This is a genomic window from Micromonospora sp. LZ37 (genome assembly GCF_059359015.1).
This window is the reverse complement of record NZ_JCADBL010000015.1, coordinates 26,811-49,248: the sequence shown is the minus strand read 5'-3', so window position 1 is coordinate 49,248 and position 22,438 is coordinate 26,811. Positions and strand designations below refer to the sequence as shown.

Genomic DNA, 22,438 nt, shown 5'->3' with positions numbered 1-22,438 from the left:
CTCCGGTCACCTCGGGGCGAGCCCTTCCTCGGTCGTGCCGGTGGTGGTGGAACGGCTCCGGAACAGGCCGAGCCGGAGCGTCCGCAGCAGGGTGCCGGGCTGGCTCAGCGTCGCCGGGTGGTCGAGCATGGTGGTGACCCGGCCCAGCCGGGCGTTGAGCACCGGATCGGTCAGCGAGGTCCGGAAGAGCAGGTCACCGAACCACTTCGTGACCCGGTACCCGGGCGGGTACGGCCCGTCGACGTGTGGAAGCTCGATGTCGGCGGAGGTGGAGACCTGCCACGCGGCATCGACGACCACCCGCGCCCGGTCGAAGTACGCCCGCGCCGGCTCCTCGCGCAGTTCCGGGTCCGACCGCAGGTACGCCGACAGGCAGGAGGCGTGCAGCGTCGCGGAGGTCATGCCCTGGCCGTACACCGGGTTGAAGGAGGCGATGGCGTCTCCGACGGCGACCAGTCCCGCGGGCATCCGGTCGAGCTTGTGGAAGTCCCGGCGTCGGCTGTCTGCCTGGTGGTAGGTCACCACGCCGCCGAGCATCTCGCCGTGTTCGGCGATGTCACCGAACTCCTGCGGATAGTGCTTCCGGCAGCGGGCGGTGAAGTCGGCGACATCGCGGCTGGGCCGGTCCGCGTCGTAACCGGCCACCAGCATCATCCAGCGGTCCCCCTCGACCGAGTTGATCCCGCCGATGCGGGCGGTACGGCCCTTGCCGGCCATGGTGTGGTGGACCACCACCCAGGCGTCGCTGACCTTCTCGTCCTGCTTGAAGAGCGCGGTCGCGTAGTTCAGTTTGATCGGCATCCGCTGTATCGGCGGGCGGGGCCACCCGTTGTCGGCCAGCCAGTCGCTCAGCCGGCTGGACCGTCCCATGGCGTCGACCATCAGATCCGCCGGTTCGACCACCGGCTCACCACCGCCCTCGGGCACGTACCGCGCGCCAATGACGCGCCGGTCGGCGAAGACCAGGCCGTCCGCCCGGCCGTACGCCATCCGGACGTTGTCGACGGCGAGGGTCCGCCGCCGGACCAACGCCTCCAGGAACGGTCGCGTGGTGATCAGCGCCGGACCGGTGTCCGACGGTGCCGGCGGCAGCCCCAGCACGCCGTTCACGAAGATCTTCGCGGTGCCCTCGTCGCTCGGCGGCGGCGGGGCGCCGAGCGCGAACGCCTCGTCGACGATGCCGGGAAACCACCGCTCCAACTGGACCTGACCGGCGGGCAGCAGCGCGTGCACCTGGCTGCCCTGGGGTACGCCGGGCCGGGGCCCGTTCTCCACCTCGGACGGATCCCGCTCGATGATCAGCACCTCCTCGGCGTGGTCAGCCAGCACCCGGGCCGCCATCAGTCCCGCGATGCTGCCGCCGAGCACCACCGCACGCCGCATGACCACTGTGGCGTTCGCCGGCCGCTCGGCCGTCGCTATCTCGGCGAAGAGCCTGGACGGGGAGGGGGGCATGCGATCACTCCTCGACGTGGTCCGGAACATCGACATCCAAGACCGTAACCACCAGAGCCTCCGCCGTCAGTAGCCGTAGTAGGCCCCGTTCCGGGACACGAAGCGAGATCAACCCGACGCCGTACCCGCCCGAACCCCGTGGGTCCGGCACGACCTCGGCTGCTACTGCCGCCTGAGCGGCCGTGGCGGGGCCGGGGCCCGCCGCGACCTCAGCTCGTCAACGCCTCCAGGGCCAGGTCCACGTCGTCCACAGTGGTGTAGAGGTGGAAGGAGGCCCGGACGCGGCCGGCGCGGACCGCCGCCCGGACGCCGGCCCGCTCCAGCTTCTCCCGCGCCCCGGGCACCTCGACGGTGACGATCGCGCTCTCCCCCGGCGGCCGACCCAGCCCGGCCAGCAACCGGTTCGCCAGCGCGACGTCGTGGTCCCGGATCGCCGGCACGCCGATCTCGGCGAGCAGTTCCAGGGCGGGCGCGGTGCCGACCCAACTGAACCAGGCCGGCGAGATGTCGAACCGCCGGGCGTCGTCGGCGAGCCGCAGCGGCGGGCCGTAGTAGGAGAAGTGCGGGTCCTTGCCCGCGTACCAGCCGGCGGCGTCGGGCCGCAGCCGCTCCCGCAGCGACGGCGCAAGGTAGGCGAGGGCGGACCCGCGCGGCGCCATCAACCACTTGTACGCCCCGACCGCGACCACGTCGGCCAGCCCCGCGTCGAACGGCAGCCAGCCGCACGCCTGGGTGGCGTCCACCGCGACCAGGACACCGTGCGCGCGGGCTGCGGCCACGATCTCCGCGTACGGGGCGATCGCGCCGTCGGCGGACTGCACCAGGCTGAACGCGATCAGGTCGGTGCCGGCGTCGATGGCGTCGGCCAGCCCGGCCAGCGGCACCGTGCGCACCCGCACGCCCCGCTCCTCCTGCACCAGCCAGGGGAAGAGGTTCGAGGTGAACTCGACCTCGGGCACCACCACGGTCGCGCCGGCGGGCAGGGCCGCGGCGACCGGGGCGAGCAGCTGGGACACCGTGCTGCCGACGGCGACGTCCGCCACCGGCACCCCGACCAGCCCGGCGAAGGCCGCGCGGGACCGCTCGGTCGCCTCCCCCCAGCCCTCCCATGAGGTACGCCCGACCCGCCAGTCGGCGAGCGCGTCCTGCACCGCCGTCCAGACCGGCTCGGGCGGCAGCCCGTAGCTGGCGGTGTTCAGCCAGCCCGGTTCCGGTTGCCACAGCTTCTGCGCCTGTTCCAGCTCCATGCCGCCGAGGCTAGTGGCGGGTGCCGGCGACGGTGAGCGCCAATCGGACAGCGGTGGCCCGCAGAGCCCGGGCTCCACGTCGGGTGGGCCAGGAGCTTCATCGTCTCTGCAGGGGCTGTCCCGTGGTGGAGGGGGTTGCTGCGCTCGGACGTGGACCCACGGCTGCGACCCAAGCCCCACCCGCCAGTCCGCGGCGTCGACCCGCTGGGGCCGGCCGCCGGTCGGATCGCCTGCGGTCAGACGACGGAAGGTCGGCGGGGGTCCACCGGATTGATGTCGGCGTCCTCGAGGCGCTGCTCCAGCGCTTCGAGGTCGTGTTCGTGCCGGTAGGTCTTCTCCGCCGCGGTGATCGGCAGCAGCCAGAGCAGCCGGATGTGCCCGTCGGTCACCGGGCACAACTCCAGGCTCTCGCCCCACGGGTACGGGAGGCTGACGAGCAGGTGGTCGCAGGCCGACCCGGGCAGCCAGGGCCGTCCGATCGGCACGGTGTGTCCGTGGTCCAGGGCGTACGGCCCGCCGCTGCCGTGGTAGTACGCGACCATGGTCAGCGTCTCCACGTGGAGGTCGGCGTGCTCCGGGGCGAAGAGCACGAACTCCAGGGCGTGCCCGTGCCGCCGGGTCGCCTCCCAGAGCCCGGCGGTGACGTACAACCAGCCGCCCTCACCGGGCCCGGGAGCGAGCCGCAGGACGTGGAAGTCGGGTACCCGCCGGTGGATCGGACCGGCGACCGGCGGCAGCACGTCCAGCGGCCGGGTGGGGAACCGGCGCGTCAGGTGCTCGCGCAGGAGCTCGGCGGACGGCGGCAGCTGATGATCCACGCGGCGATGCTGCCACAGCGTGCTCAGGCCGGGCTGGGCGTACCCCGGGGTGCGGCGCGGACGCCGTCGATGAGGACGGCGCGCAACTCCGTCAGGAGCCGGTCGGCGGGCGTCGCGCCGACCGGTTCGGCGATCAACCCCCGGTCGGCGATGATGGTGACCGCCTCCAGGGCCAGGCCGGCGACCTCGGCGGTCGCCGGCGCGGGCAGCGCCGCGGCGGCCAGGGCCGGGTCGTCGCCGGCCAGCTCCGCCCCGCCGGGCAGGCTCCGGCCGACCAGCACCGCGGCGGCCAGGACCTGCGCGGGCGGCAGCTCCCCCAGCAGTACGGCGGGGGTGTCGAAGACCCGGCCGAGCACCCCGCCGACCAGGGGCAGGCGGCGCTGCGGCGGCCGGGCGCCGACCTCGGCGAGGAAGCGGGCCCGGGCCTCAGCTGACATTGGCCGGCCCGAGCACGCTCTTCAGGTCACCCATCAGCGCGGTGGTCGCCGCCACCCGGAACGGCCCCAGCCGCAGCGTGGTGGTCTTGCCGCCGTTGAGCAGCTTGACGTGCACCTCGGTGTCGCCCGGGTGCAGCACCAGGGTCTCCTTGAGCCGCTCCACCAGCGGCGGCGTGCAGCGGTGCACCGGGATGGTGAGGGTGACCGGCTTGTTGGCCGGGTTGCTGCTGACGTCCGGCATGGACATGTCCATCGCCATGATCCTGGGGGTGTCGTCGCGGCGGTCGACCCGCCCCTTGACCACCACGATGGCGTCCTCGGCGATGTACTGCCCGATCACCTCGTAGGTGTTCGGGAAGAAGAGCGTCTCCACCCCGCCCGCGAGGTCCTCCAGGGTGGCCGACGCCCAGGCCCGGCCCTGCTTGGTGACCCGGCGCTGCACGCCGGAGAGGATGCCGGCGAGGGTCACCACCGCGCCGTCGGGCACCCCGCCCTCCTCGGCGAGCGCGGCGATGGTGGTGTCCGCCGCCGCGCCGAGGACGTGCTCCAGCCCGAAGAGCGGGTGGTCGGAGACGTAGAGGCCGAGCATCTCGCGTTCGAAGGCCAGCTTGTCCCGCTTGTCCCACTCGCTGTCGCCGATGGTGGGCATGACCGTCGTGCTGCCGCCGGCGTCGGTGTCGCCGAAGCCGGCGCCGAAGAGGTCGTACTGGCCGACGGCCTCCTTGCGCTTGACGTCGGCGAAGGCGTCGATGGCGTCGGCGTGCACCGCGAGCAGGCCCTTGCGGGTGTGCCCGAGGGAGTCGAAGGCACCCGCCTTGATCAGCGATTCGATGGTCTTCTTGTTGCAGACCACCGCGTCCACCTTCGACAGGAAGTCGTAGAAGTCGGTGTAGTCGCCCTTCTCCTCGCGGCAGCGCATGATCGCGGCGACCACGTTCGCGCCGACGTTGCGCACCGCGGCCAGGCCGAACCGGATGTCCCGGCCGACCGGGGTGAACGGCCCGGCCGAGGTGTTCACGTCCGGCGGCAGCACCTGGATCCGCATCCGGCGACACTCGGACAGATAGAGCGCCATCTTGTCCTTGTCGTCACCGACGGAGGTGAGCAGCCCGGCCATGTACTCGGCCGGGTAGTGCGCCTTCAGGTACGCCGTCCAGTACGACACCAGCCCGTAGGCGGCGGAGTGCGCCTTGTTGAAGGCGTAGCCGGCGAACGGGACCAGGACGTCCCACACCGCCTGGATCGCCTCGTCGGAGTAGCCGCGCTCGCGGCACCCGTCGCGGAACGGGATGAACTCCTTGTCGAGGATCTCCTTCTTCTTCTTGCCCATCGCCCGGCGCAGCAGGTCGGCCTGGCCGAGGGTGTAGCCGGCGAGGATCTGCGCGGCGCGCTGCACCTGCTCCTGGTAGACGATCAGGCCGTGGGTCGGGGCCAGGATCTCCCGCAGCGGCTCCTCCAGCTCCGGGTGGATCGGGGTGATCTCCTGGAGGCCGTTCTTGCGCAGCGCGTAGTTGGTGTGCGAGTCGACGCCCATCGGGCCGGGCCGGTACAGCGCCAGGACCGCGGAGATGTCCTCGAAGTTGTCCGGCTTCATCAGCCGCAGCAGCGAGCGCATCGGCCCGCCGTCGAGCTGGAACACGCCCAGGGTGTCGCCCCGGGCGAGCAGCTCGTACGCGGCCTTGTCGTCCAGCGGCAGGCCCAGCAGGTCGAGCTGGAGGCCGTGGTTGAGCTTGATGTTCTTGACCGCGTCGTCGATGATCGTCAGGTTGCGCAGGCCGAGGAAGTCCATCTTCAACAGCCCGAGCGACTCGCACGTCGGGTAGTCGAACTGGGTGATGATCGCCCCGTCGGCGTCCCGCCGCATCAGCGGGATGTGCTCGATGATCGGCTCGGCGGACATGATGACGCCGGCGGCGTGCACACCGGTCTGCCGGATCAGCCCCTCGATGCCCTTGGCGGTGTCGATCACCTTGCGGACGTCCGGGTCGGACTCGTAGAGGCCGCGGATCTCGCCGGCCTCGGCGTAGCGCGGGTGTTTCGGGTCGAAGATGCCGGTGAGCGGGATGTCCTTGCCCATCACCGCCGGCGGCATCGCCTTGGTGATCCGGTCCCCCACCGCGTACGGGAAGCCGAGCACCCGGGCCGAGTCCTTGATCGCGGCCTTCGCCTTGATCGTGCCGAAGGTCGCGATCTGGGCGACCTTGTCCTCGCCCCACTTGTCGGTGACGTACTTGATCACCTCGCCGCGCCGGCGCTCGTCAAAGTCGATGTCGACATCCGGCATCGAGACGCGCTCGGGGTTGAGGAACCGCTCGAAGATCAGGCCGTGCGGGATGGGGTCCAGGTCGGTGATGCCCAGGGCGTACGCGACCAGCGAGCCGGCGGCCGAGCCACGGCCCGGACCGACGGCGATGCCCTGGTTCTTCGCCCACTGGATGAAGTCGGCGACCACGAGGAAGTACGAGGGGAAGCCCATCTGGTTGATGACGCCCAGCTCGTACTCGGCCTGCACGACGTGCCCCTCGGGGATGCCGTTCGGGTAGCGGCGGGCCAGGCCGGCGAAGGTCTCCTTGCGGAACCACGACTCCTCGGTCTCCCCCTCGGGCACCGGGAACCGCGGCATCAGGTTGCGGAACTCGAACATCCCGGTCGGGTCGACCTTCTCGGCGACCAGCAGGGTGTTGCGGCAGCCCTGCTGCCACAGCTCGGAGTTGTCGACCGCGCGCATCTGCTCGGCGGACTTGATGAAGTAGCCGCCGCCCTCGAACCGGAACCGGTTCGGGTCGTCGATGTTGCTGCCGGTCTGCACGCAGAGCAGCACGTCGTGGGCGGTGGCCTGGGCCTCGTGGGTGTAGTGCGAGTCGTTGGTGACCACCGGCGGGATGTCCAGCTTGCGGGCGATCTCGGTCAGCCCGTCGCGGACCCGGCGCTCGATGGAGAGGCCGTGGTCCATGATCTCCAGGAAGTAGTTCTCCTTGCCGAAGATGTCCTGGTAGCTCGCGGCGACCTTGAGCGCCTCGTCGAACTGGCCCAGCCGTAGCCGGGTCTGCACCGCGCCCGAGGGGCAGCCGGTGGTGGCCATGATCCCCTCGGCGTGCTCGGCGATCAGCTCCATGTCCATCCGGGGCCACTTGACGTAGTGGCCCTCCATGGAGGCGCGCGAGTTGAGGGTGAAGAGGTTCTTCAGGCCGGTGGCGTTCCGCGCCCACATGGTCTTGTGGGTGATCGCGCCGTTACCGGAGACGTCGTCGCTCTTCTGCTCCGGCCGGCCCCACTTCACCCGGGCCTTGTGGAAGCGCGACTCCGGCGCCACGTACGCCTCGACGCCCAGGATCGGGGTGATCCCGGCGGCCATCGCCTGGTTGTAGAAGTCGTTCGCGCCGTGCATGTTGCCGTGGTCGGTGATCGCCACCGCCGGCATGCCGAGCCGGTTGGCCTCGGCGAAGAGGTCCTTGAGTCGGGCCGCCCCGTCGAGCATCGAGTACTCAGTGTGCACGTGCAGATGCGCGAACGAATCGCCCATGCAGAGCGCCCCCCCGGGTCGGATCATGGGTTGGTTCAGGTCGGTCGGCCCACCCTACCGAGATTCGATCAGGGGCTGCGACAGCCGCGCGGACGGACCTTCGACCACGTGGCGGAGGTCTCCCCACGACCCGGCGGTGACGCGTCGCCGACCGGCCGCCGCGCCGCCCCCGACCCGGGGTGCCGGTCCGCCCGGCGAGCCTCCCCCGGCCGTCGGGTGCCGGACTGGACGGGCCCGCCCCGCCGGCACCGGCCGTACGCTCGAGGATCGGCACCGGCGAGCATTGGACACCCGGCATGCCCCACGACGAGCGCATCGACACCCTGGCCCGCGCCGCCGCGCGGGGCGACCCGGCGGCGCTGGACGCCCTGCTGGTCGCGGTGCGGCCGGAGGTGCTGCGACTCTGCGCCCGGTTCCTGCCCAACCGGGAGGACGCCGAGGAGGCCTGCCAGGACACGCTGCTGGCGCTGGCCCGCGGGATCACCCGGTTCGAGGGCCGGTCGGCGTTCCGCACCTGGCTGCACCGGCTGACCGCCAACCGGGCCCGCTCGACCTACCGCACCCTGCGCCGCCGGTGGCTGCTGGAGGCCGACGGCGTGCCGCTGCCCGACCGGCCCGATCCCCGGCGGACCAGCGTGGTCGCCGGCACCCGCCTCGACCTGCTCGACGCCTTCGACGCGGTCCGCCCCGACCTCGCCGAGGTGGTGGCCCTGCGCGACGTGCTCGGGCTGAGCTATCCCGAGATCGCCACGCTGCTCGACGTGCCGGAGGGCACGGTGAAGTCCCGGCTGCACCTGGCCCGCCGCCAGGTCCGGCAACGACTCGGCGACGATTCGCGCTGACCGCGCCCGACCGCGAACCGGACCGGCGGCGGTGGCGACCAACGGAAGACGGCACCGGTCCCGGAAGGGGGAGCCCCCGCCATGCGCCACACCTCGATCCGCCGGCTCGTCACCGGGGTCGTCGCCGCTGTCGCGCTGGCCGGGGCGGTCGGCGCCTGCGGCGACGACGCGGTGTCGCCACTGCCCGTCCAGCCCGCCGCCCCGTCCCGCGCGACGCCGACCCCCGGCGCCACCCCCACCACCGCCGCCGCGTCACCGTCCCGGGTGCCGCCGAGCACCGGACGCCCGGTCGCCGCCCCGCCCGCACCCACCAGGACCCGGGGTACGCCGCCCCGACCGGCCCCCTCGCCGACCCCGCCGACCTCGGCCTGCCAGGGCGCGGTCCGCTACGACCTGCCGCTCGCCGAGACCGAGCTGGAGCTGCTGAAGTCGCTCTGCTTCGCCACCGGCGCGGTGCTGCGGATCCAGGGCATCGGGCCCGGCCTGGTCACCGTCGACCGTCCGGAGCTGGTCTCCCAGCACTACGAGGCCGGGGTGGTGGACATCCGCTTCGTCCGCCCCGGCACCGTGGCCGTCACCATCCCGCAGGAGGACCGGACGCACACCATCACGGTGGTGGTCCGCTAGCGGTCCGGCCCGCGGCCGCTACCGCACCCGCACCCCGGCGAGCAGCGTGTCGACGAAGTCGGCCCCACCGTCCGCCGGTGGGACGATCTGGACGTACACCAGGGCGGCGCGGCCCGGCGCCAGCCCGGCCGACTCGACGATCAGCGGCCGGCCCCGGTCGCAGCGGTACGCCACCACGGTCCACTCCACGCCCGCCCGCCGGGTGCTGCGCGCCGGCACCGGCACGCAGTCCGCGTGCGTGCGCTCGGCGAGGAAACCGGCCGGGGTGGTGCGCGCCGCCGTGCTGGCGGAGAGGCCGACGAACGCACCGGGCAGGCCGGGGTCCGCGACCCACCGGCGCGGCTGCGGCGACATCACCAGCGCCGGTTCGGGGCGCCCGTCGGCGCCGTACTGGCCCGCCCACGTCGCGCCGGCCGCCGACCAGCCGGCCGGCAACGCCACCGTGAGCGGTCCGCTGGTGTACGTCGCCGTGGCCGGCCGCCCCGGGCCCCCGCCTCCGGCCTCGGCGCCGCCGACGCCACCGAGCGCGGCGAGGGCCACGACGGCCACCCCGGCCATCCGGAGGCGGTGGGCCCGGCGCGACGGCCGGACAGCGGGCGGGTGCCCCGGGCCGGCCACCGCGCGCTCCAACGCCACCCGGAAGGCCGCCGCGTCCGGGTGCCGGTCGGTGGGCCGGTGCGCGGTGGCCCGGCGCAGCACCGCCGCCACCCGAGGCGGCACACCGTCGCGCATCCGGACCGCCGCTGTGGGGCGGTCGGGGTGCGGGCTGTCGGGACGGGCGGCCAGCAGCCGTAGACCGAGCCGGCCCAACCCGAAGACGTCGGCGCGGGTGTCCACGACCGCCAGCGGGTCGTCCTGCTCCGGCGCCATGTAACCGGGCGTACCGGCGCGGGCGGTCAGCCCCGAGGCGGCGGCGAGCGCCTTGGCCAGGCCGAGGTCGGCGATCAGCACCTCTCCGGCGGCCGGGTCCCCCGCCGGCGCGGCGGAGCGGAACAGGACGTTGCCGGGAGTCAGGTCGCGGTGCACCACGCCGTGCCGGTGCAGGACCGCGACCCCGGCGGCGACCTCGCCCAGCAGGCGCAGCGCGGTCGGCACGGGGATCGGGCCCCCGGCCAGGCGGTCGCGCAGGCTCCCCCCATCGGCCCAGGCCAGCACCGCGTAGGGCCGGCCGTCGGGCAGCTCGCCCACACCGTGCACCCGGACCAGCCGCTCGTGGTCCAGCCGGCGCAGCAGCCGGGCCTCGTCGAGGAAGCGTTCCCGCACCCGCAGGTCGTGGCTCCAGTTCTCCGCCAACACCTTGATCGCCACGCGGGAGTCGAGGGCGTCGTCGTAGCCGAGCCAGACCATCGCGAACGAACCGACGCCGAGCAGCCGCTCGATGCGGTAGGGCCCGATCCGCGCCGGAGCGGTCACCGCCTCACCTCCGGGCCACGCCGTCGGTTGCCGTGCCCTCCGACAGTAGACCGCCCGGCCGGCGCGGCGGCAGGTCCGGGCGCGCCGGCAGGTCGGGGGCGGCCGGGGCGGCGGTGGTCGGTCGGAAAGCCGACGAACCATCGGCGTCGCCGGGGAGACCAACAGAGCAGAGACCAACCACGAAGGAGCAGGCCATGAACCGTCGTTCGATCCTGATCACCACCGGCGCGCTGGCGCTCGTCACGCTCGCCCCGGCAGCCGTCGCCGGGCCGGCCCGGGCAGCCGTCCCGTCCGGTGTCACCGCACCCGCGTCGGGGCACGTCGGACCGGTCACCGGGTTCCCGGCCGGACGGCCCGACACCGACCCGGGGCACCAGCACCCCCGGCTGCTCAGTGTCCGGGGCGCCGGCGCGTACCGGATCGGCGCCGACCTGGCGACGCTCACGGCGGCCGGGCGCATCTCCTGGACGGCGCCGGGCTGCGCCGGGGTGGTGCACGCGGGGGCCACCGGGGCCTGGGCCGGCGTCATCCTGCTGGCCTTCCGGGACGGCCGGCTGGTCGAGGTGGGTACGGCGACCGCGCCGCCCCGGTCACCCGCCGGGGCGACGGTCGGCATGTCCTTTGAGGAGCTGGAGGAGATCTACGGGCGGCGGGGCGCGCTGATCCGCAACGACGCGGGGGACGCCTCGGCGTACCTGGTGCGCTTCGGGTCGCGGGTCGAGCTCTTCACCGGGCACCCGATCCGTCCGGGAGTGGGCTACTTCCAGGTCGGCCCGGCGGACTTCGTGGAGCGGAACTTCCGCCAGCGGCCGTCCTGCTGATCCCGCCGCGGAACGCGGCGGAGCGGGAGCGCGCGGGGCGTCCGGGTCGTACCGGGCGCCCCGCTCGTCGTCCGGGACCGGCTCCGCCCCGTTGCCGCAATGCCACACGATGATGTAGCGCTGGACGATAGTGTGTGACACACACTATCGTGTCAGTCATGGTTGGTGAGGAGATTCTGCGGACCCATCTCCAGGAGCTGCGCCGAGGCACCGTGGTGGTGGCGAGCCTGGTCGCCCTGCGCCGGCCCGACTACGGCTACGCGCTGCTCCAACGGCTCGCCGGGCACGGCTTCCCGGTGGACGCCAACACCCTCTACCCGCTGCTGCGCCGACTGGAGGAACAGGGCCTGCTGACCAGCGAGTGGAACACCGAGGAGAGCCGCCCCCGCAAGTTCTACCGCACCAGCGAGGACGGCGAGTCCGTGCTGCGCCGGCTCCTCGACGACCTCGCCGCCGTGCAGGCCTCCGTCGCCGGCCTGATCGAAGGAGTGGACCGATGAGTTCCCTGACCGACCGCTATCTGGCCGCCACCCTGCGCGCGGTGCCGGCGCCCCGCCGCGCGGAGCTCGCCACCGAGCTGCGCGCCTCCATCGAGGACATGATCGAGGACCGTTCCGCCGGCGGGCAGGACACCGCCAGCGCCGAGCGGGAGGTGCTCACCGAACTGGGCAACCCGGCGCAGCTCGCGGCCCGCTACGCCGACCGCCGGTTGCAGCTCATCGGCCCGAGGTACTACCTGGCCTGGGAACGGCTGCTCAAGCTGCTGCTCAGCTTCGTACCGGCAACCGTCGGGGTCGTGGTCGGCCTGATCGAGGCGACCGCCGGAGACAACGCCGGCGGGGCGATCGGGGCCGGCATCGCCACCGCCCTCCAGGTGGCGGTCCAGATCGCCTTCTGGGTCACCCTGGTCTTCGCGGTGCTGGAGCGGACCGACACCTCGCTCCACCTGCCCGAGTGGAGCGTCGACCAGCTCACCGAGGGCCCGGTGGAGCGGGACGTACGGCTCACCGACACCTGCGCCTCGATCGCCATGCTCGCCCTGGTCGCGGCCTACCTGCCCTGGCAGCACTTCCAGTCCTTCATCGACGACGACACCGGCCGCAACATCCCGATCATCGACCCGGCGCTGTGGCGGTCGTGGCTGCCGGCGCTGATCGCGGTGCTGCTGGCCAGCATGGTGTTCGAGGCCGTCAGGTACCGGACCGGCCGCTGGACGTGGCGGCTCTTCGCGGTGAAGGCCGCGCTGGACCTGGCCTTCGCGGCGCCGGTGGTGTGGCTGCTGCACACCGACCGGCTGCTCAACCCGGCGCTCGTGCGGCGCTTCGACTGGCTGCGCGACGGCGACCACCTCGCCACCGTCACCACCGTCGCGATCGTCGGCGTCGCCCTGATCGTCATCTGGGGACTGGCCGACAGCGCGGTCCGGACCTACCGCTCCACCCGCTGACCCGGGGCCCGGCCGCGCCCGGGCGGACCGGGCCGGGGCCGGGCGTCCGCCCGCCGCCTACCGCTCCCGCCACTGGCGGGCCAGCAGGGCGTAGACCAGCTCGTCGGTCCACTCCCCCTTGACCCACTCGTTCTCCCGCAGGTGCGCCTCGCGCCGCATGCCGAGCCGCTCCAGCACCCGCGCGGAGGCGGTGTTGCGGGCATCCAACCGGCCCACGATCCGGTGCAGGCCGAGACCGTCGAAGCCCAGCCCCAGCATCACCCGGGCGGCCTCCGTGGCGTACCCCCGGCCGGCGTGGTCGGGATGCAGGACGTACCCGATCTCGCCCTGGCGGTGGGCGGCGCTGGTCCAGGTCAGCATCACGTCGCCGATCAGCGCCCCGGAGTCCCGCCGCACCAGCGCCAGGTTGAGCACGTCGCCCTCGGCCCGCAGGGCGGTGCGCCGCCGCTTGCGGGCCAGCGCCTCCCGGCTCGCCGCCTCGTCGTTCGGCCCGAAGTAGAGGTACCGGGTGACGTCGGGGCGGGACTGGTAGTCGTGCAGGGCGTCGAAGTCGTCGGCGGTGAAGAGCCGCAGGTCGAGGCGGTCGGTGCGCAGCGGGAGGTCGGGGACCAGCATGCCGGCAGGGTACGGCGGGCGCGTCCGCCGCTCGGCCCGACCTCCGGCGTCGGCGACCTCGTGCCCGGCCGCGGCGTCAGCAGGGGACGGTGTCCCAGCCCGCCGGCAGCCGGGGCGTGGCCCAGGACTCCTCCGGCCGCCAACCGGCCCAGCGCTCGTCCCACCAGCGCCGGCCCGCGTCGAGCAGCGCGGCGATCCGGTCCCCCTCGGCCCGGATCGCGTCACCCCGGCCCGGGTAACGCCCCTCCACGAGGCGCTGGGCGAAAATCTCGACGTCCTTCCAGACGTACCGGTCGGCGTCCGCGGCCCACCAGAGGTCCAGCTCGTGGTCGAGGGTGTCCACCCCCACCGGGGTACGCCGGAACGGGTCCTGGAGGTTGAAGTACCAGCCGGCGAAGGCGCGGTCCGGGCCGGTCCAGAAGACGTCCACCGAGTGCGCCTCGCCCGGGCGCTGGAGCATCAGCTTGCCGTGGCCCGACCAGGCGGTGTGCCCGGCGGTCTGCCACGGATGCCGGCCGCAGGGGAAGCGGCCGTGCTCGGGGAAGCCGAACTCGGCCCCCGGCGGCAGGTAGAGCGCGAGCAGGTCGTCGGTGTCCTCGACGCAGATGGTGGGACAGCCGAACCAGACCTCGCCGCGCAGGATCTCCCGCCGGACGACCACCTCGCCCGGCGAGAAGCGACGCGCGGCGGCAGCCGGTTCCCCGCCAGCGACGGGGAACCGACCGGAGGTCCGGCGGCGGTTCAGCCGACCGCCTCCATCACGTCGTCGCTGACGTCGAAGTTGGCGTAGACGTTCTGCACGTCGTCGCAGTCCTCCAGCACGTCGATCAGCTTGAAGATCTTGCGAGCGCCCTCCTCGTCCAGCGGCACGTTGACGCTGGGGACGAGGGAGGACTCGGCCGACTCGTACTCGATCCCGGCGTCCTGCAGGGCGGTGCGGACCCCGATCAGGTCGGTCGGCTCGGAGACCACCTCGTACGCCTCGCCGAGGTCGTTGACCTCCTCGGCGCCGGCGTCGAGGACCGCCATCATCACGTCGTCCTCGGTGGTGTCGGCCTTGGGGACGATCACCACGCCCTTGCGGGAGAACATGTACGACACCGAGCCGGCGTCGGCGAGCGAACCGCCGTTGCGGGTCAGCGCGGTACGGACCTCGGTCGCGGCCCGGTTGCGGTTGTCGGTGAGGCACTCGATGAGCATCGCCACGCCGTTGGGGCCGTAGCCCTCGTACATGATGGTCTGCCAGTCGGCGCCGCCGGCCTCCAGGCCGGAGCCCCGCTTGACCGCCCGGTCGATGTTGTCGTTCGGGACCGAGTTCTTCTTGGCCTTCTGGATGGCGTCGTAGAGCGTCGGGTTGCCGGCCGGGTCACCGCCGCCGGTCCGCGCCGCGACCTCGACGTTCTTGATCAGCTTGGCGAACATCTTGCCGCGCTTGGCGTCGATGACCGCCTTCTTGTGCTTGGTCGTCGCCCACTTTGAGTGGCCGGACATCTGTTACCTCCGTTGCTACCCGCCGTCGCATCGACCGCACCGCACGCGCCCCCGCTCCCGCCGGCGCACGCGGTGGTGCCGGTCAGCCCTGGTGGAAGCCGTGGCGGGCAGATGGCCCTGCCGAATCTCGGCAATCCTACCGGCGGTCGGCGGGTCGCTGTCACGCACCGCACGGCACCGTCGCGCCCCATCCGCCCCAACGGGGACAGACGGGACGCGACGGCCGGTCATTCCCCGAAGCCGTACGACCCCGACCTCGCTGAATCCGGAGACTGTGCGCCACCAGGGGACCGCTCAGCGGGCGGCCCGGACCAGCTCCACGAAGTACGCGTGCACGCGCAGGTCACCGGTCAGCTCGGGGTGGAACGAGGTGGCCAGCAGGTTGCCCTGCCGGACCGCCACGATCCGCCCGGCGGTCGGTCCGTCGGTCACCGTGCCGAGCACCTGCACGCCGTCGCCGACCCGCTCCACCCACGGGGCCCGGATGAACACCGCGTGGAACGGCCCGCCGGCCACCCCGTCGAGCTCCACCGGCGCCTCGAACGAGTCGACCTGGCGGCCGAACGCGTTGCGGCGCACCGTCATCTCGATGCCGTCGAAGCCCCGCTGGTCCGGCCGGCCGTCCAGCACCTCGGTGGCCAGCATGATCATGCCGGCGCAGGAGCCGTAGACCGGCATGCCGCCGGCGATCCGCTTGTCGATCGGCTCGCGCATCTCGAAGATGTCGGCCAGCTTGCTGATCGTGGTGGACTCGCCGCCGGGGATCACCAGCCCGTCGACCGCGTCCAGCTCGGCCGGGCGGCGTACCGGGCGGGCGTCCGCGCCGGCGCCGGCCAGGGCCGCGACGTGCTCCCGGACGTCCCCCTGGAGCGCCAGCACACCGATGACCGGTGCCGTCACGTCCGCTCCTCTCGCTCGTCGGAAACCCAGCCCCGCCGGACCGGTCACCAACCGCGCTCGGCCAGGCGGTGCGGCTGCGGGATCTCGTCGACGTTGATGCCGACCATCGCCTCGCCGAGACCGCGGGAGACCTTGGCCAGCACGTCCGGGTCGTCGTGGAAGGTGGTGGCCTTGACGATCGCGGCGGCGCGCTGCGCCGGGTTGCCGGACTTGAAGATGCCGGAGCCGACGAAGACGCCCTCGGCGCCGAGCTGCATCATCATCGCGGCGTCGGCCGGGGTGGCGATGCCGCCCGCGGTGAAGAGCACCACCGGCAGCTTGCCGGTCTCGGCGACCTCCTTGACCAGCTCGTACGGCGCCTGGAGCTCCTTGGCGGCGACGAAGAGCTCGTCGGCGGGCAGCGAGCTGAGCCGGCGGATCTCCTGCCGGATCTTCCGCATGTGGGTGGTGGCGTTGGAGACGTCACCGGTGCCGGCCTCGCCCTTGGAGCGGATCATGGCCGCGCCCTCGGTGATCCGGCGCAGCGCCTCGCCCAGGTTGGTCGCGCCGCAGACGAAGGGGACGGTGTACGCCCACTTGTCGATGTGGTTGGCGTAGTCGGCCGGGGTCAGCACCTCGGACTCGTCGATGTAGTCGACGCCGAGGGACTGGAGGATCTGCGCCTCGACGAAGTGGCCGATGCGGACCTTGGCCATCACCGGGATCGAGACCGCGGCGATGATGCCGTCGATCATGTCCGGGTCGCTCATCCGGGAGACGCCGCCCTGGGCGCGGATGTCGGCGGGTACCCGCTCCAGCGCCATCACGGCGACGGCGCCGGCGTCTTCGGCGATCTTGGCCTGCTCGGGGGTGACCACGTCCATGATCACGCCGCCCTTGAGCATCTCGGCCATGCCGCGCTTGACGCGGGCGGTGCCGACGACGGAGGTGGCGCCGGTGTTCGGGGAGGTGGTTTCGGGCACGGGGCATCGCTCCTCGGACGTGCTCGGGGGGTGGCTTCGGCTCATGCTACGACCGCGCCGACGCCGCTCCGACAGCCAATCGGACCCACGGTGGCCTGCGATGTGGCTGCCGTCACCCGCCCGGAAACCGGACACCCGGGCAGCTCCGGGACACGGCGGACGTCAGCTGGCCGGAACGTCGGCGGGGACGACGAGGGTCGGGTCGTCGATGTCGAAGTAGCGGGGCCAGGGGTGCCGCCGCCCCATCCGCAACAGCCGCACCAGCGGCCGGCCGCGCGCCGTCCGGGCGTCCCGGACCAGATCGGTGTGCACCTGCCGGGCCAGGGCCAGCCGCCGGCTCGCCGCGATCACCGCCTCGCAGGCCGGGTCGGCCGGATCCAGCTCGACCACGCGCAGCTGCCGGGTGAGGTCGTTCTCGGCGGCCTCCCGCTCCGCCGGGCCCGCGTCCAGGGCGATCCGCGCCGCGGCGTAGAGCTCGACGCCGTACCGCCGCTCGGCGAGCACCGCGGCGGCCGCCGCCCGGCGCAGCAGGTGCGCGTCGAGGGCCCGGGCCGCCGACTCGGCGCGGCTCTGCAGCCGCTCGACCCGGCCGGCGGTCCAGATCAGGTACGCCACGACCAGGCCGACGACCAGCGTCGCGACCACCACCCACCACATGTGCGGCATCGTAGTGGTCACACCGCCCCGCCCAGCCCCGCCCACTCCTGGTCCATGACCCGGCCGTCGGTGGCCTCGATCGCCGCCGCGTACACCTCCACCACCCGGCGGGCCACCACCGGCCAGTCGTAGTGGGCGACCACCTGGTCGCCGCAGGCCGTCAGCGCAGCCCGCTGGTCGGGGTCGTCGAGCAGCTCGGCCAGGGCGTCGCGCAGCCCCGCCGCGTCGCCGGTCGGGAAGAGCCGGCCGGCCCGTCCACCGTCGAGCACCCGGCGGAACGCGTCCAGGTCGCTGGCGACCACCGTGGCGCCGGCCGCAAGGGCCTCGGTGAGGATCATGCCGAACGACTCCCCGCCGGTGTTCGGCGCGACGTAGAGGTCCACGCTGCGCAGCATCCGGGCCTTGTCCGGCTCGGAGACCATGCCGAGGAAGGTCACCCGGTCGTGCAGCTCGGCCGGGAACCGCCCGTACAGGTCGTCGCGGTCCCCCGGCCCGGCCACCAGCAGGCGCAGCCCCGGCCGCTGCGGGGCGAGCGCCACGAAGGCGTCCCGCAGGATCGGGAAACCCTTGCGGGCCTCGGTGAACCGGCCGAGGAAGCCGAGGGCGCCGCCGCGGCCGGGCGGGCACTCCCCCGGCCAGCCGGGCAGCGGCTCCACGCCGGTGAACTTGGCCACCGCCACCCCGTTGGGGATCTCCACCGCGCCGCCGTCCATGTGCTCGACCTGCACCTTGCGGGCCAGCGCGCTGACCGCGATCCGCGCGGTGATCCGCTCCAGCAGGATCTGCAGCACGCCCTGCGCGGCGGCGAGCACCCGGGACCGGGTCATCGCGGTGTGGAAGGTGGCGACCACCGGGCCACGGGCGCAGAGCACGGCGAGCATCGACAGGCTCGGGGTCAGCGGCTCGTGCACGTGCAGCACGTCGAAGTCGCCCCGGGTGATCCAGCGCCGGACCCGGGCGGTGGAGACCGGGCCGAACGCGATCCGGGCCACCGAGCCGTTGTACGGCAGCGGCACCGCCCGCCCCGCCGACACCACGTACGGCGGCAGCGGCGAATCCTCGTCGGCCGGGGCGAGCACGCTCACCTCGTGACCGAGCCCGATCAGCGCCTCGGCGAGGTCGACGATGTGGTTCTGCACCCCGCCGGGGACGTCGAAGGAGTACGGGCACACGATGCCGATCCGCACGTAGGCGCCCTTCCCGTCAGGCCTGGCCGCTGGTCGGCGCGGACCGTGTCGCGCCGCTTGCCGTGCCCCGCTGGTCCAGCCACATCCGCTGCAACATGTGCCAGTCTTCCGGATGCCGGGCGATGCCCGCCGCCAGACCGTCGGCAATCCGCTGCGTCAGCACCTTCACCCGGACGTCCAGCGGGGCGCTCGCCGGGTCGGGCAGCGGGATCGGGCCCTCGATCGAGGCGCACGCGGCGTCCGGTTCGTACCACATCGAGGCGACGTAGAGCGGGGCGCCGGTGCGGATCGCCAGCAGCGCGGGACCGGCCGGCATCCGGGTCCGGCCGCCGAAGAAGTCGACCTCGACGCCCCGGGCGGAGAGGTCCCGGTCGGCCAGCAGCGGCACCACCGCGCCCCTGCGCAGCCGGTCCTCCAGCACGTCGAAGGCGGGTCGGTCGCCGCCGTGGGTGGGCAGGATCTCCATGCCGAGGCCCTGCCGGAAGGCGACGAACCGCTCGTAGACCGCCTCGGGCCTGAGCCGCTCGGCGACGGTGGTGATGGGCCAGCCGGTGGCGGCCACCCAGGCGCCCGCGGCGTCCCAGTTGCCGGCGTGCGGCAGGGCCACCACCGCGCCCCGGCCGGCGGCGACGTCGGCGGCGAGCTTCTCGGCCCCGTCGAGCCGGAAACCGGCGAGGATCTGCGTCCGGCTCAGCGCCGGCAGCCGGAACGCCTCCATCCAGTACCGCGCGTAGGAGCGCAGGCCCCGCCGCACCAGCTCGTCCAGCTCCGCCTCGGGCAGTTCCGGGCCGACCACCCGGCGCAGGTTGGCGCGCAGTCGGGCCGTACCCCCGCCGTTTCTCCGGGCGGCGCGGTCGGCGCCCGCCCGGAAGGCCGCGGCCACCACGGGCCGGGGCAGCGCGCGGGCCAGGCGCCATCCGGCGACGTAGCCGAGTTCGGTGAGGTTCACTCCCGGCCGACCAGCCGGGCCTGCCGGTACACGTGCCGCATCCGCTGCCCGACCGTGAAGATCGACACGGCGGCGAGCAGCCAGAGCGCGATCTCCAGGGCCGGGTCGACGCCCAGACCGGTGAGCAGGCCGCCCACCCCGACGATCAGCAGCCGCTCGGTGCGCTCGGCGATGCCGACGTCGCCGCTCATGCCGAGCCCCTCGGCGCGGGCCTTGACGTACGAGACCAGCCCGCCGGCGGCCAGGCAGAGCAGCGCGGCGGCCACCCCGGAGTGGTTGCCCTCGGTGGCCAGCCAGTAGGCGACCGCGCCGAAGACGGCGCTGTCGGCGACCCGGTCCATGCTCGAGTCGAGGAACGCGCCGAACCGGGTGGAGCCGCCGCTCATCCGGGCCATCGTCCCGTCGAGCAGGTCGGTGAGCGCGAAGACCGTGACGATCACCGCGCCGGCGACCAGGTCGCCGCGGGCGCCGAAGCCGAGGGCGCCGACGAGCACGCCGACGGTGCCGGTCACGGTGACCGCGTTGGGGGACACACCCGCGCGGAGCAGTCCGCGCGCGACCGGCTCGACGACGCGGGTCATCCCCGCGCGGGCCGTCACTTGGAAGATCTTCGCCATGGCGGTCCCACGATAACGGCAGGCAGCGGCCGGCGATACGCCCGGTCGTGTCGACCCGCCCACCGGAGGCTTGTGTCGGGTCCGCCACGGGTGTGAGATCGGGTGTGGGAGGTGAGCCAGCTCACCGACCCGACCGCCTGACTGTCCGTCGTTCGGCAGAGCCCAGGAAGATATCGCCGCGGCACCCGTCCGGGCCCCGCTTCCCCGTCGCCCGCGGCGGTCGCCACCAACCACCGCTGAGGGAGGTGCGCCGCGATGGCGCAGAGGAACCAGGAGAAGGGTGTCGCCGGCAACGCGCCGGTGGTGACCGAGCCCGGCAGGGTTCGCAACGTGGTGCTCGTCGGGCACTCCGGCGCGGGCAAGACGACCCTGGTCGAGGCGCTGCTCGCGGCGAGCGGCACGATCAGCCGGGCCGGCTCCGTCGCCGACGGCACCACCGTCAGCGACCACGACCCGGCGGCGGTACGCCAGCAGCGCTCGGTGAGCCTGGCCTGCGCCCCGCTGCTGCACAACGGCATCAAGGTGAACCTGCTGGACACCCCCGGCTACGCCGACTTCGTCGGCGAGCTGCGCGCCGGCCTGCGGGCCGCCGACGCGGCGCTGTTCGTGGTCTCGGCGGCGGGCGGGATGGACGCGGCCACCGTGGCGCTGTGGGAGGAGTGCGCGGCGGTCGACATGCCGCGCGCGGTCGCGGTGGCCCGGCTGGACCAGCCCCGGGCGGACTTCGACGAGACGGTGGCGCTCTGCCAGCGGGTCTTCGGCGACAACGTGATGCCGCTGTACCTGCCGATGCTCGGCGACGACGGGGTGTCCACCGTCGGCCTGCTCGGCCTGATCACCCGCCGGGTCTTCGACTACACCGCCGGGCTCCCCGCCGACGTGCGCGAGCCGGACCCGGAGCACCTGCCGGCCATCCTCGAGTCCCGCGACGAGCTGATCGAGGGTGTCATCGCCGAGAGCGAAGACGAGTCGCTGATGGACCGCTACCTCGCGGGCGAGGAGATCGGCACCGAGATCCTGATCGAGGACCTGGAGAAGGCGGTCGCCCGGGGCCACTTCTACCCGGTGGTGCCGGTCTGCGCCGATACCGGCGTCGGGCTGGACGCGTTGCTGGAGGTGCTGACCGCCGCCTTCCCGTCGCCGCTGGAGCACGAGGTGCCCGCGGTCACCGGGGTGGACGGCTCGCCCCGGCCCCCGCTGAGCTGCGACCCGGACGGCCCGCTGGTGGCCGAGGTGGTCAAGACCACCGTCGACCGGCACGTCGGGCGGGTCTCGCTGGTGCGGGTCTTCTCCGGCACCCTCCGCCCCGACCAGGTGGTGCACGTCTCCGGGCACGGCCTGGCCGAGCGCGGGCACCCCGACCACGACGCCGACGAGCGGGTCGGGCACGTCTACAGCCCGCTGGGCGCGACGCTGCGCGAGGTGCCGGTCTGCGTCGCCGGTGACATCTGCGCGATCACCAAATCGGGCAGCGCGGAGACCGGCGACACCGTCTCCGCCAAGGACGAGCCGCTGCTGATCGCCCCCTGGGAGATGCCGGAGCCGCTGCTGCCGGTCGCGGTGGTGGCCAAGACCCGGGCCGACGAGGACGCCCTGGCCCGCAACCTGGCCCGGCTGGTCGCCGGGGACCCGACGCTGCGGCTGGAGCGCAACCCGGAGACCCACCAGCTGGTGCTCTGGTGCATGGGCGAGGCGCACGCCGACGTGGTGCTGGACCGGCTGCGCAGCGGCGGGGTGGAGCTGGAGACCGAGCCGGTGCGGGTGCCGCTGCGGGAGACGCTCACCGTGCCGGCGAAGGGGCACGGCCGGCACGTCAAGCAGTCCGGCGGCCACGGCCAGTACGCCGTCTGCGACATCGAGGTCGAGCCGCTGCCGGCCGGCGGCGGGTTCGAGTTCGTCGACCGGGTGGTCGGCGGCGCCGTCCCGCACAACTACATCCCGTCGGTGGAGAAGGGCGTCCGGGCGCAGATGGAGCGCGGCCTGGTCGCCGGCCAGCCGGTGGTGGACCTGCGGGTCACCCTGGTCGACGGCAAGGCGCACAGCGTCGACTCCTCCGACGCGGCGTTCCAGACCGCCGGCGCGCTCGCCCTGCGCGACGCCGCCGAGAAGGGACAGCCGGCCCTGCTGGAGCCGGTGGACGAGGTGGTCGTCCGGGTGGCCGACTCCTCGGTGGGCGCGGTGCTGGGCGACCTCTCCGGCCGGCGCGGCCGGGTGCTCGGCACCGAGCCGGACCCGGACGCCGAGGGGCGCACCCTGGTCCGCGCCGAGGTCCCCGCCACCGAGCTGCTGCGCTACGCGGTGGAGCTGCGCGCGATGACCGCCGGCACCGGCACCTTCCGCCGCCACTTCGTCCGCTACGACCCCATGCCCGCGCACCTGGCCGACCAGGCCCGCAAGGAACACACCACCCACCCCTGACCCCGCACCCGC

At 73.6% G+C, this 22,438-nt stretch carries 21 protein-coding genes; 6 read left to right on the top strand and 15 right to left on the bottom strand.

From position 1 onward, the window contains the following. Positions 1–6 precede the first annotated feature (6 nt). From AC5L3Z_RS25980 to dnaE, 5 genes are all read right to left on the bottom strand, one after another. Positions 7–1,455 carry an FAD-dependent oxidoreductase gene (locus AC5L3Z_RS25980; protein ID WP_494845713.1) on the bottom strand — a complete coding sequence of 483 codons (1,449 nt, stop codon included), beginning with the start codon at positions 1,453–1,455 and terminating at the stop codon, positions 7–9. Between the two features lie 209 nt (positions 1,456–1,664). Further along, positions 1,665–2,702 (bottom strand): aminotransferase class V-fold PLP-dependent enzyme, encoded by a 1,038-nt coding sequence (locus AC5L3Z_RS25975; RefSeq protein ID WP_494845712.1) that lies wholly within the window; start codon positions 2,700–2,702, stop codon positions 1,665–1,667. A gap of 236 nt (positions 2,703–2,938) precedes the next feature. Beyond that, the gene (locus tag AC5L3Z_RS25970) at positions 2,939–3,520 is read right to left on the bottom strand and encodes a suppressor of fused domain protein (protein ID WP_494845711.1); all 582 of its coding nucleotides are present in this window, start codon (positions 3,518–3,520) and stop codon (positions 2,939–2,941) included. Positions 3,521–3,543: 23 nt separating this feature from the next. Further along, entirely contained in the window at positions 3,544–3,957 is a 414-nt protein-coding gene (locus AC5L3Z_RS25965) for a hypothetical protein (protein ID WP_494845710.1), read from the bottom strand. Next, entirely contained in the window at positions 3,947–7,480 is a 3,534-nt protein-coding gene (gene dnaE / locus AC5L3Z_RS25960) for a DNA polymerase III subunit alpha (protein ID WP_494845709.1), read from the bottom strand. Before dnaE ends, AC5L3Z_RS25965 begins: the two co-directional genes overlap by 11 nt. 296 nt (positions 7,481–7,776) lie before the next feature. Between dnaE and AC5L3Z_RS25955 the strand changes: the two genes are divergently transcribed. Beyond that, positions 7,777–8,322: an RNA polymerase sigma factor gene (locus AC5L3Z_RS25955; RefSeq protein ID WP_494845707.1), complete on the top strand. Its 546-nt coding sequence runs from the start codon at positions 7,777–7,779 to the stop codon at positions 8,320–8,322. An 81-nt stretch (positions 8,323–8,403) separates the two neighbouring features. Next, positions 8,404–8,949 (top strand): hypothetical protein, encoded by a 546-nt coding sequence (locus AC5L3Z_RS25950; protein ID WP_494845706.1) that lies wholly within the window; start codon positions 8,404–8,406, stop codon positions 8,947–8,949. 18 nt (positions 8,950–8,967) lie between these two features. On the opposite strand, the gene AC5L3Z_RS25945 is transcribed toward AC5L3Z_RS25950, so the two are convergent. Further along, a complete protein-coding gene (locus tag AC5L3Z_RS25945) occupies positions 8,968–10,362 on the bottom strand; it encodes a serine/threonine-protein kinase (protein WP_494845704.1) in 1,395 nt (464 codons plus the stop codon). Positions 10,363–10,556: 194 nt separating this feature from the next. Between AC5L3Z_RS25945 and AC5L3Z_RS25940 the strand changes: the two genes are divergently transcribed. From AC5L3Z_RS25940 to AC5L3Z_RS25930, 3 genes are all read left to right on the top strand, one after another. Continuing rightward, positions 10,557–11,183 carry a hypothetical protein gene (locus AC5L3Z_RS25940; protein ID WP_494845703.1) on the top strand — a complete coding sequence of 209 codons (627 nt, stop codon included), beginning with the start codon at positions 10,557–10,559 and terminating at the stop codon, positions 11,181–11,183. Positions 11,184–11,341: 158 nt separating this feature from the next. Continuing rightward, entirely contained in the window at positions 11,342–11,683 is a 342-nt protein-coding gene (locus AC5L3Z_RS25935) for a PadR family transcriptional regulator (protein WP_334527165.1), read from the top strand. Continuing rightward, positions 11,680–12,630, top strand: a complete 951-nt coding sequence (locus tag AC5L3Z_RS25930) for a permease prefix domain 1-containing protein (RefSeq protein WP_494845702.1) — start codon at positions 11,680–11,682, stop codon at positions 12,628–12,630. The genes AC5L3Z_RS25935 and AC5L3Z_RS25930 overlap by 4 nt, the downstream gene beginning before the upstream one ends. A gap of 57 nt (positions 12,631–12,687) precedes the next feature. Here the strand turns inward: AC5L3Z_RS25930 and AC5L3Z_RS25925 are convergent, their stop codons facing one another. The 9 genes from AC5L3Z_RS25925 to pgsA all read right to left on the bottom strand — a co-directional run bounded on the left by AC5L3Z_RS25925 (position 12,688) and on the right by pgsA (position 20,008). After that, positions 12,688–13,245, bottom strand: a complete 558-nt coding sequence (locus AC5L3Z_RS25925; protein WP_494845700.1) for a GNAT family N-acetyltransferase — start codon at positions 13,243–13,245, stop codon at positions 12,688–12,690. Positions 13,246–13,321: 76 nt separating this feature from the next. Then, positions 13,322–13,906, bottom strand: a complete 585-nt coding sequence (locus tag AC5L3Z_RS25920) for a ribonuclease FAU-1 family protein (RefSeq protein WP_494845698.1) — start codon at positions 13,904–13,906, stop codon at positions 13,322–13,324. A gap of 80 nt (positions 13,907–13,986) precedes the next feature. Continuing rightward, the gene (locus AC5L3Z_RS25915) at positions 13,987–14,736 is read right to left on the bottom strand and encodes a YebC/PmpR family DNA-binding transcriptional regulator (RefSeq protein WP_494845697.1); all 750 of its coding nucleotides are present in this window, start codon (positions 14,734–14,736) and stop codon (positions 13,987–13,989) included. Positions 14,737–15,030: 294 nt separating this feature from the next. After that, on the bottom strand, positions 15,031–15,636 hold the full coding sequence (gene pdxT, locus AC5L3Z_RS25910) for a pyridoxal 5'-phosphate synthase glutaminase subunit PdxT (protein ID WP_494845695.1): 606 nt from the start codon (positions 15,634–15,636) through the stop codon (positions 15,031–15,033). A 44-nt stretch (positions 15,637–15,680) separates the two neighbouring features. Beyond that, entirely contained in the window at positions 15,681–16,598 is a 918-nt protein-coding gene (gene pdxS / locus AC5L3Z_RS25905; protein ID WP_494845693.1) for a pyridoxal 5'-phosphate synthase lyase subunit PdxS, read from the bottom strand. Between the two features lie 162 nt (positions 16,599–16,760). Continuing rightward, positions 16,761–17,264 (bottom strand): hypothetical protein, encoded by a 504-nt coding sequence (locus AC5L3Z_RS25900; protein ID WP_494845865.1) that lies wholly within the window; start codon positions 17,262–17,264, stop codon positions 16,761–16,763. 8 nt (positions 17,265–17,272) lie between these two features. Further along, positions 17,273–18,442, bottom strand: a complete 1,170-nt coding sequence (locus tag AC5L3Z_RS25895) for a glycosyltransferase family 4 protein (RefSeq protein ID WP_494845692.1) — start codon at positions 18,440–18,442, stop codon at positions 17,273–17,275. Positions 18,443–18,458: 16 nt separating this feature from the next. Further along, complete coding sequence (locus AC5L3Z_RS25890) at positions 18,459–19,391, bottom strand: phosphatidylinositol mannoside acyltransferase (protein WP_494845691.1); 933 nt, start codon at positions 19,389–19,391, stop codon at positions 18,459–18,461. Further along, on the bottom strand, positions 19,388–20,008 hold the full coding sequence (gene pgsA / locus AC5L3Z_RS25885) for a phosphatidylinositol phosphate synthase (RefSeq protein ID WP_494845689.1): 621 nt from the start codon (positions 20,006–20,008) through the stop codon (positions 19,388–19,390). The genes AC5L3Z_RS25890 and pgsA overlap by 4 nt, the downstream gene beginning before the upstream one ends. Positions 20,009–20,263: 255 nt before the next feature. Here pgsA and AC5L3Z_RS25880 point away from each other — a divergent pair, with 255 nt between their 5' ends. Beyond that, on the top strand, positions 20,264–22,426 hold the full coding sequence (locus AC5L3Z_RS25880; RefSeq protein WP_494845688.1) for an elongation factor G-like protein EF-G2: 2,163 nt from the start codon (positions 20,264–20,266) through the stop codon (positions 22,424–22,426). Positions 22,427–22,438 lie beyond the last annotated feature (12 nt).

Coding starts and splice junctions, on each gene's coding strand:
- AC5L3Z_RS25880 (WP_494845688.1), top strand. CDS start 20,264: ATGGCGCAGAGGAACCAGGAGAAGGGTGTCGCCGGCAACGCGCCGGTG.
- AC5L3Z_RS25980 (WP_494845713.1), bottom strand. CDS start 1,455: ATGCCCCCCTCCCCGTCCAGGCTCTTCGCCGAGATAGCGACGGCCGAG.
- AC5L3Z_RS25965 (WP_494845710.1), bottom strand. CDS start 3,957: ATGTCAGCTGAGGCCCGGGCCCGCTTCCTCGCCGAGGTCGGCGCCCGG.
- AC5L3Z_RS25935 (WP_334527165.1), top strand. CDS start 11,342: ATGGTTGGTGAGGAGATTCTGCGGACCCATCTCCAGGAGCTGCGCCGA.
- AC5L3Z_RS25940 (WP_494845703.1), top strand. CDS start 10,557: ATGAACCGTCGTTCGATCCTGATCACCACCGGCGCGCTGGCGCTCGTC.
- AC5L3Z_RS25930 (WP_494845702.1), top strand. CDS start 11,680: ATGAGTTCCCTGACCGACCGCTATCTGGCCGCCACCCTGCGCGCGGTG.
- AC5L3Z_RS25955 (WP_494845707.1), top strand. CDS start 7,777: ATGCCCCACGACGAGCGCATCGACACCCTGGCCCGCGCCGCCGCGCGG.
- AC5L3Z_RS25950 (WP_494845706.1), top strand. CDS start 8,404: ATGCGCCACACCTCGATCCGCCGGCTCGTCACCGGGGTCGTCGCCGCT.
- AC5L3Z_RS25925 (WP_494845700.1), bottom strand. CDS start 13,245: ATGCTGGTCCCCGACCTCCCGCTGCGCACCGACCGCCTCGACCTGCGG.
- dnaE (WP_494845709.1), bottom strand. CDS start 7,480: ATGGGCGATTCGTTCGCGCATCTGCACGTGCACACTGAGTACTCGATG.
- AC5L3Z_RS25915 (WP_494845697.1), bottom strand. CDS start 14,736: ATGTCCGGCCACTCAAAGTGGGCGACGACCAAGCACAAGAAGGCGGTC.
- AC5L3Z_RS25975 (WP_494845712.1), bottom strand. CDS start 2,702: ATGGAGCTGGAACAGGCGCAGAAGCTGTGGCAACCGGAACCGGGCTGG.
- AC5L3Z_RS25900 (WP_494845865.1), bottom strand. CDS start 17,264: ATGCCGCACATGTGGTGGGTGGTGGTCGCGACGCTGGTCGTCGGCCTG.
- pgsA (WP_494845689.1), bottom strand. CDS start 20,008: ATGGCGAAGATCTTCCAAGTGACGGCCCGCGCGGGGATGACCCGCGTC.